This is a genomic window from Methylobacterium sp. E-041, assembly GCF_022829665.1.
Taxonomy (GTDB): Bacteria; Pseudomonadota; Alphaproteobacteria; order Rhizobiales; family Beijerinckiaceae; genus Methylobacterium.
In genome coordinates this window covers 52,440-65,099 of sequence record NZ_JAKSYQ010000268.1, presented here as the reverse complement: position 1 = coordinate 65,099, position 12,660 = coordinate 52,440, and the positions used below count along the sequence as shown (strand labels likewise).

Annotated in this window: 12 protein-coding genes; 5 read left to right on the top strand and 7 right to left on the bottom strand. The window is 72.2% G+C overall.

Going from position 1 to position 12,660, the window contains the following annotated elements; translation table 11 throughout:
- Window positions 1-205 precede the first annotated feature (205 nt).
- The gene (locus MKK70_RS24205; protein WP_243950422.1) at window positions 206-1,642 is read right to left on the bottom strand and encodes an MATE family efflux transporter; all 1,437 of its coding nucleotides are present in this window, start codon (window positions 1,640-1,642) and stop codon (window positions 206-208) included.
- Window positions 1,643-1,740: 98 nt separating this feature from the next.
- On the bottom strand, window positions 1,741-3,624 hold the full coding sequence (locus MKK70_RS24200) for an ABC transporter ATP-binding protein (RefSeq protein ID WP_243950420.1): 1,884 nt from the start codon (window positions 3,622-3,624) through the stop codon (window positions 1,741-1,743).
- A gap of 168 nt (window positions 3,625-3,792) precedes the next feature.
- Between MKK70_RS24200 and MKK70_RS24195 the strand changes: the two genes are divergently transcribed.
- Window positions 3,793-4,254, top strand: a complete 462-nt coding sequence (locus MKK70_RS24195; RefSeq protein ID WP_147842697.1) for a tRNA (cytidine(34)-2'-O)-methyltransferase — start codon at window positions 3,793-3,795, stop codon at window positions 4,252-4,254.
- 99 nt (window positions 4,255-4,353) lie between these two features.
- Here MKK70_RS24195 and MKK70_RS24190 read toward each other — a convergent pair whose 3' ends face one another.
- Complete coding sequence (locus MKK70_RS24190; protein ID WP_243950418.1) at window positions 4,354-4,755, bottom strand: carboxymuconolactone decarboxylase family protein; 402 nt, start codon at window positions 4,753-4,755, stop codon at window positions 4,354-4,356.
- The gene (locus tag MKK70_RS24185; protein WP_243950416.1) at window positions 4,691-5,116 is read right to left on the bottom strand and encodes a MerR family transcriptional regulator; all 426 of its coding nucleotides are present in this window, start codon (window positions 5,114-5,116) and stop codon (window positions 4,691-4,693) included. The genes MKK70_RS24190 and MKK70_RS24185 overlap by 65 nt, the downstream gene beginning before the upstream one ends.
- A gap of 160 nt (window positions 5,117-5,276) precedes the next feature.
- Between MKK70_RS24185 and hemF the strand changes: the two genes are divergently transcribed.
- Entirely contained in the window at window positions 5,277-6,203 is a 927-nt protein-coding gene (hemF, locus tag MKK70_RS24180; protein ID WP_243937862.1) for an oxygen-dependent coproporphyrinogen oxidase, read from the top strand.
- Complete coding sequence (locus MKK70_RS24175) at window positions 6,200-7,321, top strand: ATP-dependent RecD-like DNA helicase (protein ID WP_147727513.1); 1,122 nt, start codon at window positions 6,200-6,202, stop codon at window positions 7,319-7,321. The genes hemF and MKK70_RS24175 overlap by 4 nt, the downstream gene beginning before the upstream one ends.
- A 109-nt stretch (window positions 7,322-7,430) precedes the next feature.
- Here the strand turns inward: MKK70_RS24175 and trpB are convergent, their stop codons facing one another.
- Both trpB and MKK70_RS24165 read right to left on the bottom strand, forming a co-directional pair.
- Window positions 7,431-8,651, bottom strand: a complete 1,221-nt coding sequence (trpB, locus tag MKK70_RS24170; protein ID WP_147844278.1) for a tryptophan synthase subunit beta — start codon at window positions 8,649-8,651, stop codon at window positions 7,431-7,433.
- Between the two features lie 227 nt (window positions 8,652-8,878).
- Window positions 8,879-9,859 (bottom strand): c-type cytochrome, encoded by a 981-nt coding sequence (locus tag MKK70_RS24165; protein ID WP_147860259.1) that lies wholly within the window; start codon window positions 9,857-9,859, stop codon window positions 8,879-8,881.
- A gap of 297 nt (window positions 9,860-10,156) precedes the next feature.
- Here MKK70_RS24165 and MKK70_RS24160 point away from each other — a divergent pair, with 297 nt between their 5' ends.
- Entirely contained in the window at window positions 10,157-10,900 is a 744-nt protein-coding gene (locus tag MKK70_RS24160) for a 3-deoxy-manno-octulosonate cytidylyltransferase (RefSeq protein ID WP_147729379.1), read from the top strand.
- A gap of 8 nt (window positions 10,901-10,908) precedes the next feature.
- Window positions 10,909-11,769 carry a prephenate dehydratase gene (locus MKK70_RS24155; RefSeq protein WP_147729380.1) on the top strand — a complete coding sequence of 287 codons (861 nt, stop codon included), beginning with the start codon at window positions 10,909-10,911 and terminating at the stop codon, window positions 11,767-11,769.
- A 1-nt stretch (window position 11,770) separates the two neighbouring features.
- Here MKK70_RS24155 and MKK70_RS24150 read toward each other — a convergent pair whose 3' ends face one another.
- Window positions 11,771-12,496, bottom strand: a complete 726-nt coding sequence (locus MKK70_RS24150; protein ID WP_147844116.1) for a tyrosine-protein phosphatase — start codon at window positions 12,494-12,496, stop codon at window positions 11,771-11,773.
- Between the last annotated feature and the right edge of the window lie 164 nt (window positions 12,497-12,660).

Here is a 12,660-nt window from a genome sequence, read left to right as displayed (position 1 = left end):
TCTCCCAGTGTGCCGTCGCCCGATCTCGTGGCGTCGGGCAGGTCGGCGGAGCGCTCCCGGGCGGATGGGAATCCGATCTCGCCCGCCGCGTCGGACCGCCCGTGCGGAGCGGACCAGAGCATCATCGTTCTAATCTGTGCAATGCGACCGCACGTCGCCCGAAGTCAAGCCAAGCTGTGCCGGGGGACGACACGGATCGGGTTTCCTATCGCGCGGGCGGCCCGGCGGGCCCGGGCCTGCGGTCCCGAAGCGCGGTCAGGCGGCGCCAGCGGGCGGTGAGCAGGATCGCGACGACGAACAGGCCGGCGCAGAAACCGAGCCAGATCCCGTAGCCCTGCAGCCCCGCCCCCCAGGCGAGCGCCGCGCCGGCGGGTACGCCGATGCCCCAGTAGCCGCCGACGGCGATCAGCATCGGCACCTTCGTATCTTGCAGGCCGCGCAGCATCCCGAGGGCGACGGACTGGACCCCGTCGGCCACCGCGAACAGCGCCGCGAAGCCAAGGAAGCCGACCGCGTAGGGCATCACCGCGGCGTTGGCGGGTGCCTCGACGTCGAGGAACAGCCCGATCAGCAGGCGCGGCGCGCCGAGCTGGAGGCTGGCGCAGGCCGCCATGAAGCCGAAGCCGAGCGCCAGCGCGACGCGGCCGGCGAGCCGCACGCCCTGCGGGTCGTGCGCGCCGTGCCGCAGGCCGACGCGCACGGTGGCGCCCTGCGCGACCCCGTTCGGGACCATGAAGCAGAGCGCCGCGATCTGGATCGCCACCGCGTGCGCGGCGAGCTGGGCCGCGCCGAACAGCCCCATGCCGAGCACCGCCGCCTCGAACAGGCCGGCTTCCGCGAGCCCCGTCCCCGCCATCGGCAGGCCGAGGCGGAACAGGGCCGAGAGGCGCTTCGCATCGAAGCGCCAGACCCGGTGCAGCAGCCGGTACCGGCGCAGGCCGCGGTCGCGCAGGATCACCGCGACGAGCACGAGGAGGGTGAAGAACGCGGCGCAGGTGGTGGCGATGCCGACCCCGACCAGCCCCATGCCGAGGCGTCCGGGGCCCTCGAAGGCGAGCCAGACCCCGAGGCCGATATTGACCGGCAGCGCCATCAGGCTGGCGGCGAGCGGCCAGCTCGGGCGCTCCAGCGCCGCGAAAGTGCCGCGCAGCACCATGAACAGCAGGGCCGGCCACATCGCCCATTCCAGCGCGCGCATGTAGCGGCCGGCATCCTCGGCCAGCGCCGGCGGCTCGCCGATCGCTTCCAGCAGCGCCCGCGTGTGCCACAGCCCGAGCATCAGCGGGATCGCGACGAGGGTCGCGGCCCAGAACCCGGCCCGCACGAGGCGGCGCACGGCGTCCGAATCGGTGCGGTCGCGCCCGAGCGCCTCCGCGATCAGGGGCGCCACCGCCGAGGTCAGGCCGATGCCGCAGATGAACAGGATGAAGTACAGGCTGGTGGCCAGCGTCGCCGCCGCGAGCTCGGGCGCGCCCAGGCGGCCGAGCATCACCGTGTCGGCGGTGATCAGCCCGTGCTGGGCGAGGTTGGTGAGGACGAGGGGCGCGGCGAGCGCGAGGGTCGCGCGCAGCTCCGCGATCCACGGTCGCCGGACGGGAGGCCGCCCCTCCCCGGCCGAGGCCGCGAGGCCGAATGCCGGCATGTCTTGGTCTTTCGATGATCTGGCCGGCGCGGCCGCCCATTTGAATGAAGAGAGGTCCTATGCCCTCCCCGTCATTCCGGGCTCTGGTTCCGCGCGTTCTACCCCGGCAACGCGTCGGAAATCCGACGGGGCTCGGGTTTGGGCGCCCGGTCGGGCAGGAAGCCGCCGGACTGGCGCTCCCACAATCGGGCGTAGAGGCCGCCGCGGCCGATCAGCTCGGCATGCGTCCCCTCCTCGACGATGCGGCCCTCGTCGATGACCACGAGGCGGTCGAGCGCCGCGATGGTCGAGAGCCGGTGGGCGATGGCGAGCACGGTCTTGCCCTGCATCAGGGTGTCGAGGCTCTCCTGGATCGCCGCCTCGACCTCCGAATCCAGCGCCGAGGTCGCCTCGTCGAGGATCAGCACCGGGGCGTCCTTGAGGATCACCCGGGCGATGGCGATGCGCTGGCGCTGGCCGCCCGAGAGCTTCACCCCGCGCTCGCCGACCTGGGCGTCGTAGCCGCGCCGCCCCTTGTGGTCGACGAGGTCGTGGATGAAGGCGTCGGCATGGGCGAGCTCGGCGGCGCGGGCGACCGCGTCCATGGTCGCGTCGGGGCGGCCGTAGGCGATGTTGTCGCGGATCGAGCGGTGCAGCAGCGAGGTGTCCTGGCTGACCATGGCGATGGCGCCCCGCAGCGAATCCTGCGTGACGCGCGCGATGTCCTGGCCGTCGACGGTGATGCGGCCGCTCTCGACGTCGTGCAGGCGCAGCAGCAGCGAGGTGATCGTGGTCTTGCCCGCGCCGCTGACGCCGACGAGCCCGACCTTCTCGCCGGCCCGGATGTGCAGCGACAGGTTCTCGATCACGTTGGCGTCGCCGCGGCCGTAATGGAAGCCGACGTTCTCGAAGCGGATGTCCCCGCCCGCGACCTTCAGCACGGCGGCGTCGGGCGCGTCGACGAGCCCGTGCGGACGACTGATCGTCTGCATGCTCTCCTGGATCACGCCGACGTTCTCGAACACGCCGCGCACGGTCTGCATCACCCAGCCCGACATCGCGAGCAGGCGCAGCACCAGCGCGAGGCCGGCGGCGGCCTCGCCCGTGGTCATGCCGCCGCGCTGCCACAGCATCAGGCACAGGGCGCCGGTGGCGAGCAGCAGGGCGCTGTTGAGGATGCCGAGCAGGGTCGTGGTCAGCGTCACCAGCCGGAACTGGTGCAGGTAGGTCCGGGTGTTGCTGTCGATCGCCTCGCGCACGGCCGCGCGCTCCTCGCGGTCGCGGGCGAAGAGCTTGACGGTGAGGATGTTGGTGTAGCTGTCGACCACCCGCCCGACCAGCGCCGAGCGGGTCTCGGCGGTGCGGTGCGACCGCTCGCGCGCCCGCGGCACGAACCACGCCGTCAGCCCGGCATAGGCCGCGATCCAGGCCACCACCGGCAAGGCCAGCCATACCGAGATCGACGAGAACAGGCCGACCGCGGTGATCGCGTAGATCGCCACGTAGAGCAGGGTGTCGATGAACACGACCGCGATCTCGCGCACCGCCGGGCCGACCTGGACGATGCGGTTGGCGAGGCGGCCGGCGAAGTCGCCCTGGAAGTACGAGAGCGAGTGGCCGAGCGTATAGAGGTGGGTGCGCCAGCGGACCTGGTTGGTGGTCTGCGGCACGATGAGCTGGTTCGAGGCGACCTCGTGCAGCCAGATCGTGGTCGGCCGCACCACCACGAGGAACAGCGCGGCGAGCGCCAGCGCGAGCCCATGATCCTGCAGCAGCGTCGTCCGGTCGGCGCCGTTCATCAGGTCGATGGACCAGCGCATCAGCAGGTAGAGCGAGGCCTCGACCGTGCCCGCCACCACCGCGATGACGAACAGGGCGGCGAGCGCGGCCCGCATCGGGCGCAGGTAGAACGCGGCGAAGCCGAGCACGGTCTTGGGGGGCATCCGCTCCGCGTCGAAGGGCGCGAACGGGTCGATGCGGCGCTCGAGCCAATCGAGGAACATGGTGTCACGGTGCTTTGCGTCGGGGAGGCGTGACCCTCATGTAAGCCTGCGGTCGTCCCGGCCAAGCGGGGAGCGATGCCGCAGCGCGTCGGGGCTGCCATGCGTCGGCACGGATCGGCCGTGCCGGCGTGGATTGGTCGGCGGCGCCGAAGCGGATATCCCCGGAGCATGCTCCGCCTCGCGCTCTACCAGCCCGACATCCCCCAGAACACCGGCACGCTGCTGCGCATGGCGGCCTGCCTCGGGCTCTCCGTCGAGATCGTCGAGCCGGCGGGCTTCGACGTGTCCGACCGTCACCTGCGCCGCTCGGGGCTCGACTACCTCGACCACGTCGCGATCACCCGGCACCGTTCCTGGGCGGCGTTCTCGGAATGGCGCCTCCAGGCAGGAATCCGCCTGGTGCTCGCCACCACCGCGGGCGCCCTGCCCTACACGGGCTTCGCCTTCCGCGACGGCGACTGCATCCTGATGGGCCGCGAATCGGCCGGCGTGCCCGAGGCGGTCCACGCCGCGGCCGACGCGCGGGTGGTGGTGCCGATCCGCGCCGGAATGCGCTCGCTCAACGTCGCGGTCGCCGCGGCGATGATCTGCGGCGAGGCGATCCGGCAGGGGGCCGGGCCGACGGCCTGAGGCGCCCGGCCCACGCGCGCCCGACGGTGTCGCCGGGCGCCTCGCGCCGGTTCGCGGCCGTGGGCGGTGGCTCGCGCCCGCGCGATCGGCGTCACGCCGTCACGCCGGCGCGCGGGCCGCGAAGACCTCCTTGGCGGCGAACAGGCCGTTGAGGGCGGCCGGGAAGCCGGCATAGACCGCCATCTGCATGATCACCTCGGTGATCTCGTCGCGGGACAGGCCGACGTTCAGGCCCGCCTCGATGTGCACCTTCAGCTGCGGCGCGGCGTTGCCCATCGCCGTCAGCGCCGCGATCGTGGCGATCTCCCGCGATCGCAGGTCGAGGCCGGGGCGGCTGTAGATGTCGCCGAACGGGAACTCGATCAGGTAGCGGGCGAAATCCGGGGCGATGCCGGACAGCGCCGCGATCACGTGCTCCCCGGCCTGCCCGTCGATCTCAGCGAGCGCGCGGGCGCCCCGCGCGTAGCGGCTTTCCAGGGTCGGGCTCTGGTCGGTCGTCATCGTGCATCCCTTCGGTCGAGCAGGCATAGCCGGCGATCTTCGTGTCGAGGACGGCCAGGGCGTCCTGCAACGCGGCGACGTGCGCGCGGACCTGCGCGCGATGCCGTTCGAGCAGCAGGCGCCGTTCCGGAGCCGTCGCCGGTCCGGCGCGCCGCAGGGCCGCGTAATGCAGCATCGTCCGGATCGGCATGCCGGTGGTCTTGAGACGGTCGAGGAAGCCGATCCAGGCCAGGATCGACCCGTCGTAGTCCCGGTGCCCCGCGGCGTCCCGCTCGACGAACGGCAGCAGCCCGATCCGCTCATAGTAGCGGAGGGCGTGGGCCGTCAGGCCCGAGCGTTTGGCGAGTTCGCCGATCCGCATGCACCGCTTGCCTTTCGGCCCTTTGACCCTTTGGCCCTCGCCACGATGCCATCGAGGCTACGGCTTCGAGCGCGCTCGAAGTCAAGCGCGGGTCGAAGCCCGGTTTCGCGATGCGTGAATTGACGCCGCCGGGGCGGAGTGGGACATCCCGTCCATGACGATGCCGGACACCGAGACAGCCCGCCCCCGCCTGCCCGAGGCCGACGTCACGGCGCTCAAGGCCGAGGCGACCGCGTGGTTCACGACGCTGCGCGACCGCATCGTCGGCGCGCTCGAGACCCTGGAGGCCGAGGCCGAGGGGCCGTTCCATCCGGACGCACCCGCTGCGGCTGGGCACTTCGAAAAAACCCCCTGGGAGCGGACCGACCACACCGGCCGGCCCGGCGGCGGCGGCACCATGGCGATGCTGCACGGCCGGGTGTTCGAGAAGGCCGGCGTCCACGTCTCGGCGGTGCACGGCGAGTTCGCGCCGGAGTTCCGCGCCCAGATGCCGGGCGCTGCGGAGGATCCGCGCTTCTTCGCCACCGGCATCTCGCTGATCGCGCATCCGTGGAACCCGAACGTGCCGACGGTCCACATGAACACCCGCTTCGTGGTGACGACGAAGACGTGGTTCGGCGGCGGGGCCGACCTCACCCCGGTGCTCGAGCGCCGGCGGACGCAGGACGACCCCGACACGCAGCACTTCCACGCCTGCCTCAAGGCAGCCTGCGACGCCCACGCCCCGGCGGCGAACTACGACAAGTACAAGCAGTGGTGCGAGGAATACTTCTACCTGCCGCACCGCAAGGAGCCCCGCGGCGTCGGCGGGATCTTCTACGACTACCACTGGACCGGCGACCCGCAGGCCGACCTCGCCTACACCCGCGACGTCGGCGGCGCCTTCCTCGCGGCCTATCCCGAGATCGTCCGGCGCAACGTCGCGACGCCCTGGACCGAGGCCGACCGGCTGGAGCAGCAGGTGCGGCGCGGGCGCTACGTCGAGTTCAACCTGCTCCACGACCGCGGCACGATCTTCGGCCTGAAGACCGGCGGCAACGTCGCCTCGATCCTGTCGTCGCTGCCGCCGACCGTGCGCTGGCCGTGAGCGAGGGCCTCCCCAAAAGCTTCGCCCCGCAGCAGGACGCGGCGCTGAAGGCCATCGCCGCCTGGCGCAAGGACAAGGGCGCCGCCCAGGTGTTCCGGCTGTTCGGCTACGCCGGCACCGGCAAGACCACGCTGGCCCGCCGCATCGCCGACGACGTCGACGGCTCGGTGGTGTTCGGCGCCTTCACCGGCAAGGCGGCCTCGGTGATGCGCCAGAAGGGCTGCCAGGACGCCGCGACGATCCACTCGCTGATCTACCGCACCAAGGAGACGGAAGAGGGCGGCCCCGCCTTCTCGCTGAACCGCGCCGGGCCGGCGGCCAAGGCCGACCTCATCGTCATCGACGAGTGCTCGATGGTCGATTCCGACCTGGGCCACGACCTGCTGTCGTTCGACAAGCCGGTGCTGGTGCTCGGCGACCCGGCGCAGCTGCCGCCGGTGCGCGGCGGCGGCTTCTTCACCGAGGCCGAGCCCGACGTGATGCTGACCGAGGTCCACCGCCAGGCCAAGGACGACCCGATCGTGCGCATGGCGATGACGGTGCGCGAGGGCGGCCGGCTCGCGCTCGGCGAGTACGGCGCCAGCCGCGTGGTCTCGCGCCGCGCCATCGACCCGACCCAGGTGCTCGACTGCGACCAGGTGCTGGTGGGCATGAACAAGACCCGCCGTCTCTACAACGGGCGGCTGCGGGAGCTGGCCGGCCACGTCGACCCGATGCCGGCGGTGGGCGAGAAGCTGGTCTGCCTGCGCAACGACCGCACCAAGGGCCTGCTCAACGGCTCGACCTGGACCGTGCAGGCCCTGCGCGCACCGCCCCGCCCCGACACGATCCGCCTCGACGTGGTGCCGGAGGACGACGCCGGCACGCGCAAGCGCGCCATCGACATCAAGGTTTTACGCGCCGTGATTTCCGGGTCGGAGGAGGAGATCCCGGCCTTCCTGCGCCGGGAGACCGACGAGTTCACCTACGGCTACGCCCTCACCGTCCACAAGGCGCAGGGCTCGCAGTGGGACAAGGTGGTGCTGTTCGACGAATCGTTCGCCTTCCGCGAGCACCGGGCGCGGTGGCTCTACACCGGCCTAACCCGCGCGGCGCAGGCGATCACGGTGGTGGTGTAGGACCGGCTCTTCCCTCCCCCGACGGATCTCGTGCTCGCCCGAGATCCGCACCCCGTGTGCCCAAGTCGGGCAGGCCCGACTTGGGTGCGGGGGGGGAGGGCTTGGAGTCTCAGAGCTTCGTCCCGAAGATCTCCGCCACCTGCGGGATGTCCTTGTCGCCGCGGCCGCACAGGTTCATCACCATGAGATGGTCGGCCGGCTTCTTCGGGGCCATCTCCAGCACCTTGGCGAGGGCGTGGGCCGGCTCCAGCGCCGGGATGATGCCCTCGAGCATCGAGCACAGCTTGAACGCGCCGAGCGCCTCCTGGTCGGTGGCCGAGAGGTAGGTGACGCGGCCGGCCTCGTGCAGCCAGGCGTGCTCGGGGCCGATGCCGGGATAGTCGAGGCCGGCCGAGATCGAGTGCGCGTCCGCGATCTGCCCGTCGTCGTCCATCAGCAGGTAGGTGCGGTTGCCGTGCAGCACCCCCGGCCGTCCGCCCGAGAGCGAGGCCGCGTGCAGGCCCGACGAGACGCCGTGGCCGGCGGCCTCGACGCCGAAGATCTCCACGTCGCGGTCGTCGAGGAAGGGGTGGAACAGCCCCATCGCGTTGGAGCCGCCGCCGATGCAGGCCACGAGCGAATCGGGCAGCCGCCCCTCGGCCTCCAGCATCTGCTCCTTGGTCTCGCGGCCGATGATCGACTGGAAGTCGCGCACCATCGCCGGATAGGGGTGCGGGCCGGCGACCGTGCCGATGCAGTAGAACGTGTCGGCGACGTTGGTGACCCAGTCGCGCAGGGCCTCGTTCATCGCGTCCTTCAGGGTCTTGGTGCCGGACTCGACCGGGATCACCTCGGCGCCGAGCATCTTCATCCGGAAGACGTTCGGGGCTTGGCGCGCCACGTCGACGGCGCCCATGTAGACCACGCAGGTCAGGCCGAACCGGGCGCAGAGGGTCGCGGTGGCGACGCCGTGCTGGCCGGCGCCGGTCTCGGCGATGATCCGCTTCTTGCCCATCCGGCGGGCGAGCAGGATCTGCCCGAGGACGTTGTTCACCTTGTGCGAGCCGGTGTGGTTCAGCTCGTCGCGCTTGAAGTAGATCTTCGCGCCGCCGCAATGCTCGGTCAGCCGCTCCGCGAAGTAGAGCGGGCTCGGCCGGCCGACGTAGTGCTTGAGGTAGCCGTCCATCTCGGCCTGGAACCCCGGGTCGGCCTTGGCCGCGGCGTAGGCCTCTTCCAGGGAGAGGATCAGCGGCATCAGCGTCTCGGCGACGAAGCGGCCGCCGAAGATGCCGAACCGGCCGCGCTCGTCGGGGCCGGTGCGGAACGAGTTCGGAGGGGGAGAGAGGGTCACGGATCGCGTCCTTGTTCGCGAGGGTGGGGTCGCGACGCGGTGATCGCGAAGGGCGGTCCGGGTGCGTGGCGCACCGGGCGCGCCGGGTCGGGTCCGGTTTGCGGTAGGATCGCCCCGCGGGTCAACACGCGCCCGCGCATGGCGGCCGGGGCCGACCGTCGCGGCGGGACGAAAAAGGGCCGGGCGTCGCCGCCCGGCCCTCGTCGTCCGATCCCGTCCGTGCCGGGCTATTGCGGCTTGTCGGCGGGGACGCCCTGCTCGCTGCCGTTCGCCTTGAGATCCTGGGCCTTCTGCTCCGCCGCGGGGTCGGCCTTGGCCGGCGCCTCGGTGGTCGCGGGCGCCGGCGGCGCGGTCGGCGCAGGCGCCGTGTCGGCGGCGGGCGACGGCCCGCTGCTCTCGGGCGCCGACTTCTGCTCGACCGCGTTGCGGTTCTCGGAGCCGGCGCCGGCGGGCGCGCCCGGCGGCTTCTCGGTCACCGGCTTGGCGCCCTCCGCCTTGGTGTCGGCGGGCTTGGCCGGGCTGTCCTTGCCCTCGGAGGCCTTGCCGGCCGCCGGCTTCTCGGAGGTCGGCTTGTCCGCCGGCTTGGCTTCGGCGGGGTTGGCTTCGGCGGGCTTGTCGTCGGCCGGCTTGTCGGCGGGCTTGGCATCGGCCGGCTTGGCATCGGCCGCCTTCTCGACCGCCGGCAGCGGCTTGGGGCTGTCCGACAGGGTGTGGAGGTAGGCGATGACGTTGGCGCGCTCCTGAGGCGAGCTGATGCCGGCGAACGCCATCTTGGTGCCCTTCACGTAGGCCTTGGGGCTCGTGAGGAACTCGTCGAGGTCGGCGTAGGTCCAGGTGCCGCCCTTCTCCTTCATGCCGGCCGAGTAGTCGAAGCCCTCGTGGCTGCCCTTCTTGCGCTCGACCACCTCCCACAGGTCGGGGCCGACCTTGTTCGGGCCGCCCTTCTCGAAGCTGTGGCAGGCCTGGCACGCCTTGGTGCCGCCCTGGCCCTTCTCGACGTTGGCGGAGGCCAGCCGCACGGCGATCGGCTCGACCTTGGCGGCCTCGGGCGCCGCGGCGCTCTCCTCCTTGGCCTCGGGCAGGTCGTAGCCGGCCTTGCCCGCGGGCTTGGGATGGTAGATCAGCTCGGCGACGAAGCCCGATCCGGCCACCAACAGCAGGGCGCCGAGCACTGCACCGGCCACCTTGTTCAGCTCGAACGAGTCCATGCTTTCTTCAACTCCTGTCGCGCTGCGCGGCGGGCGAATCCGCGCCCGGCCTGCCGGCGCCGGACTTTGGAAGATTTCGAGGGTGCTTAGCCGCTCGAAGCCGACCTTGACAATGGCGGAATGGGTGACAGTCGGCACACGATTGGTCGCACGCCGCCGCCCGCCTCGACGCGCCCGGGCGGCGCGAGTGCCCGCGCCGCGCGCCCGAGGCCCGGCGCACGGCTTCGATGACAAGCCGGCGGGCGCCTGTTAAGCACCGGCCCGCGGCCCGGCCGCCGTCCCGCAGATCGCCCGTCGATGTCCGATCCCCTTGTCCTGATCCCCGCCCGCCTCGCGGCGACGCGGCTGCCGAACAAGCCCCTGGCGCTGATCGCCGGCGAGGCGATGATCGTGCATGTCTGGCGCCGCGCGGTCGAGGCCGGGATCGGGCCGGTGGTCGTCGCCACCGACACCGCCGAGATCGCCGCCGCGGTCGAGGCGGTGGGCGGCGTCGCGGTGATGACGCGGGCCGATCACCCGTCGGGCTCCGACCGCCTCGCCGAGGCCCTGGAGATCGTCGACCCGCAGGGCAACCACGACGTCGTCGTCAACGTGCAGGGCGACCTGCCGACGATCGATCCGCGGGCGATCGGGGCGGCGGTGGCGCTGCTCGCCGACCGCGCGGTCGACATCGCCACGCTGTGCGCGCCGATCGTCGACCCGGCGGAGGCCGAGAACCCGAACGTGGTCAAGCTCGTCGGCCACACGGTCGGGCCGGAGCGCCTGCGCGCGCTCTACTTCACCCGCGCCCGCGCCCCCTGGGGCGATGGGCCGCTGTTCCACCATATCGGCCTCTACGCCTATCGCCGCCGGGCGCTGGCGCGCTTCATGGCGCTGCCGCCGGGCGAGCTCGAGACCCGCGAGAAGCTGGAGCAGCTCCGCGCGCTGGAGGCCGGGATGCGCATCGACGCCGCGATCGTCGACGACCTGCCGCTCGGCGTCGACACCCCCGCCGACCTGGAGCGCGCCCGCGCGCTGCTCGGCGCCCGCCGCCTCAACTGACCGTTGCGATGACCGATCCGAAGACCATCAGCTACCAGGGCGAGCCCGGCGCCAACTCGCACATCATCTGCGCGGAGGCCTACCCGGACTGGACCGCCCTGCCCTGCCCCACCTTCGAGGACGCCTTCGCGGCGGTCACCGAGGGCCGTGCGCAGGCGGCGATGATCCCGATCGAGAACTCGATCGCCGGCCGCGTCGCCGACATCCACCACCTGATCCCGACCTCGGCCCTGCACATCGTCGCCGAGCACTTCCTGCCGATCCACTTCCAGCTCATGGTGCTGCCGGGCACGCGGATCGAGGACCTGCGCTCGGTCCACACCCACGTCCACGCGCTCGGCCAGTGCCGTCGCATCATCCGGCGGCTCGGCCTCAAGGCGGTGGTGGCCGGCGACACCGCGGGCGCCGCCCGCGAGGTGATGGAGGCGGGCGATCCTTCCCGCGCGGCGCTGGCGCCGGCTCTGGCGGCGGAGGTCTACGGCCTCGACATCCTCGCCCGCGACGTCGAGGACGAGGCCCACAACACGACGCGCTTCGTGGTGTTCCGCCCCGAGGCCCTGCCGGTGGCGGCGGGCGACCGCCCGATGGTGACGAGCTTCGTCTTCCGGGTGCGCAACATCCCGGCCGCGCTCTACAAGGCGCTCGGCGGCTTCGCGACCAACGGCGTCAACATGTCGAAGCTCGAGAGCTACATGGTCGACGGCGAGTTCACCGCGACGCAGTTCTACGCCGAGGTCGACGGCCATCCCGAGGAGCCGGGCCTCGCCCGCGCGCTGGCCGAGCTCGCCTACTTCTCGCGCGAGCTGCGGATCGTCGGGACCTACCCGGCCCACCCGTTCCGCGACGCGGCGCGGCCGGCGGCGGAGTAGCTCACTCCCGCCCGATCACCCGGTCGACCACCACGTCGGACCAGAAGCCCGGCCGGAAGCCGCGCTTGAGCGCCTCCGGGTCGTAGACGGTCTCGACCCAGGTCAGGAAGTCGAGCCCCTGCCCTGCGCCCTCGAGGGCGTAGCGGGCGAAGAACGCATCCAGGATCCCGGTCTTGGCGAAGCGGAAATGGCCGTAGCGGGCCGAGAGCTGGCGCGCGGCCTCCGCCACCGGGCGGTCCTCGTGCAGGATCAGGTAGAGGGCGGCGCCTAGGCCCGCCCGGTCGGCGCCCGACTTGCAGTGCATCACCGCCGGGTATTCGAGGCCGGCGAAGAAGTCGCGCGCGGCCAGGATCGTCTCGCGGGAGGGCGCCTCGCGCGAGCGCAGCACGAACTCGACGAGCTTGAGCCCCTGGCGCTCGCAGGCCTCGCGCTCCAGCGGCCAGGAGCCGTGCTCGCGCCCGCCGCGCAGCGAGACCACGGTGCGGACCCCCTCCGCCCGGAAGCGCGCCAGCTGGTGCGGGCCCGGCTGGGCCGAGCGCCACATCTTGCCCGTGCCGATCCGGTGGCGGTTGAGATAGGCCATCCGGAAGATGCCGTGATCGACGAACAGCATGTTCGCCCAGGCGCCGAGCCGTGCCGGCGCGCCGCTGATCGGCCGCGCGAAGCGCTCGATGCGGGCCATGCGCCGGGCGTAGCGGGTCTCGGGGCTGAGGAAGCGGTTGAACACGGGCTCTCGCGGTGGTGGCGAGGGGCAGGCTCTATCAGCGCGCCCCCGGGCCGGCAATTCGGCATCTCCCTTGCCTGTGCCCGTCGCGAAGGGCGCTTGGCTGCCTTCTGTTCGCCCCGATCGGGGGCGAACCTGACGGCCTGCCGCGGGTTGCCCCCCGCCAA

Coding starts and splice junctions, on each gene's coding strand:
- MKK70_RS24205 (WP_243950422.1), bottom strand. CDS start 1,642: ATGCCGGCATTCGGCCTCGCGGCCTCGGCCGGGGAGGGGCGGCCTCCC.
- MKK70_RS24200 (WP_243950420.1), bottom strand. CDS start 3,624: ATGTTCCTCGATTGGCTCGAGCGCCGCATCGACCCGTTCGCGCCCTTC.
- MKK70_RS24195 (WP_147842697.1), top strand. CDS start 3,793: ATGCTCCGCCTCGCGCTCTACCAGCCCGACATCCCCCAGAACACCGGC.
- MKK70_RS24190 (WP_243950418.1), bottom strand. CDS start 4,755: ATGACGACCGACCAGAGCCCGACCCTGGAAAGCCGCTACGCGCGGGGC.
- MKK70_RS24185 (WP_243950416.1), bottom strand. CDS start 5,116: ATGCGGATCGGCGAACTCGCCAAACGCTCGGGCCTGACGGCCCACGCC.
- hemF (WP_243937862.1), top strand. CDS start 5,277: ATGCCGGACACCGAGACAGCCCGCCCCCGCCTGCCCGAGGCCGACGTC.
- MKK70_RS24165 (WP_147860259.1), bottom strand. CDS start 9,859: ATGGACTCGTTCGAGCTGAACAAGGTGGCCGGTGCAGTGCTCGGCGCC.
- MKK70_RS24160 (WP_147729379.1), top strand. CDS start 10,157: ATGTCCGATCCCCTTGTCCTGATCCCCGCCCGCCTCGCGGCGACGCGG.
- MKK70_RS24155 (WP_147729380.1), top strand. CDS start 10,909: ATGACCGATCCGAAGACCATCAGCTACCAGGGCGAGCCCGGCGCCAAC.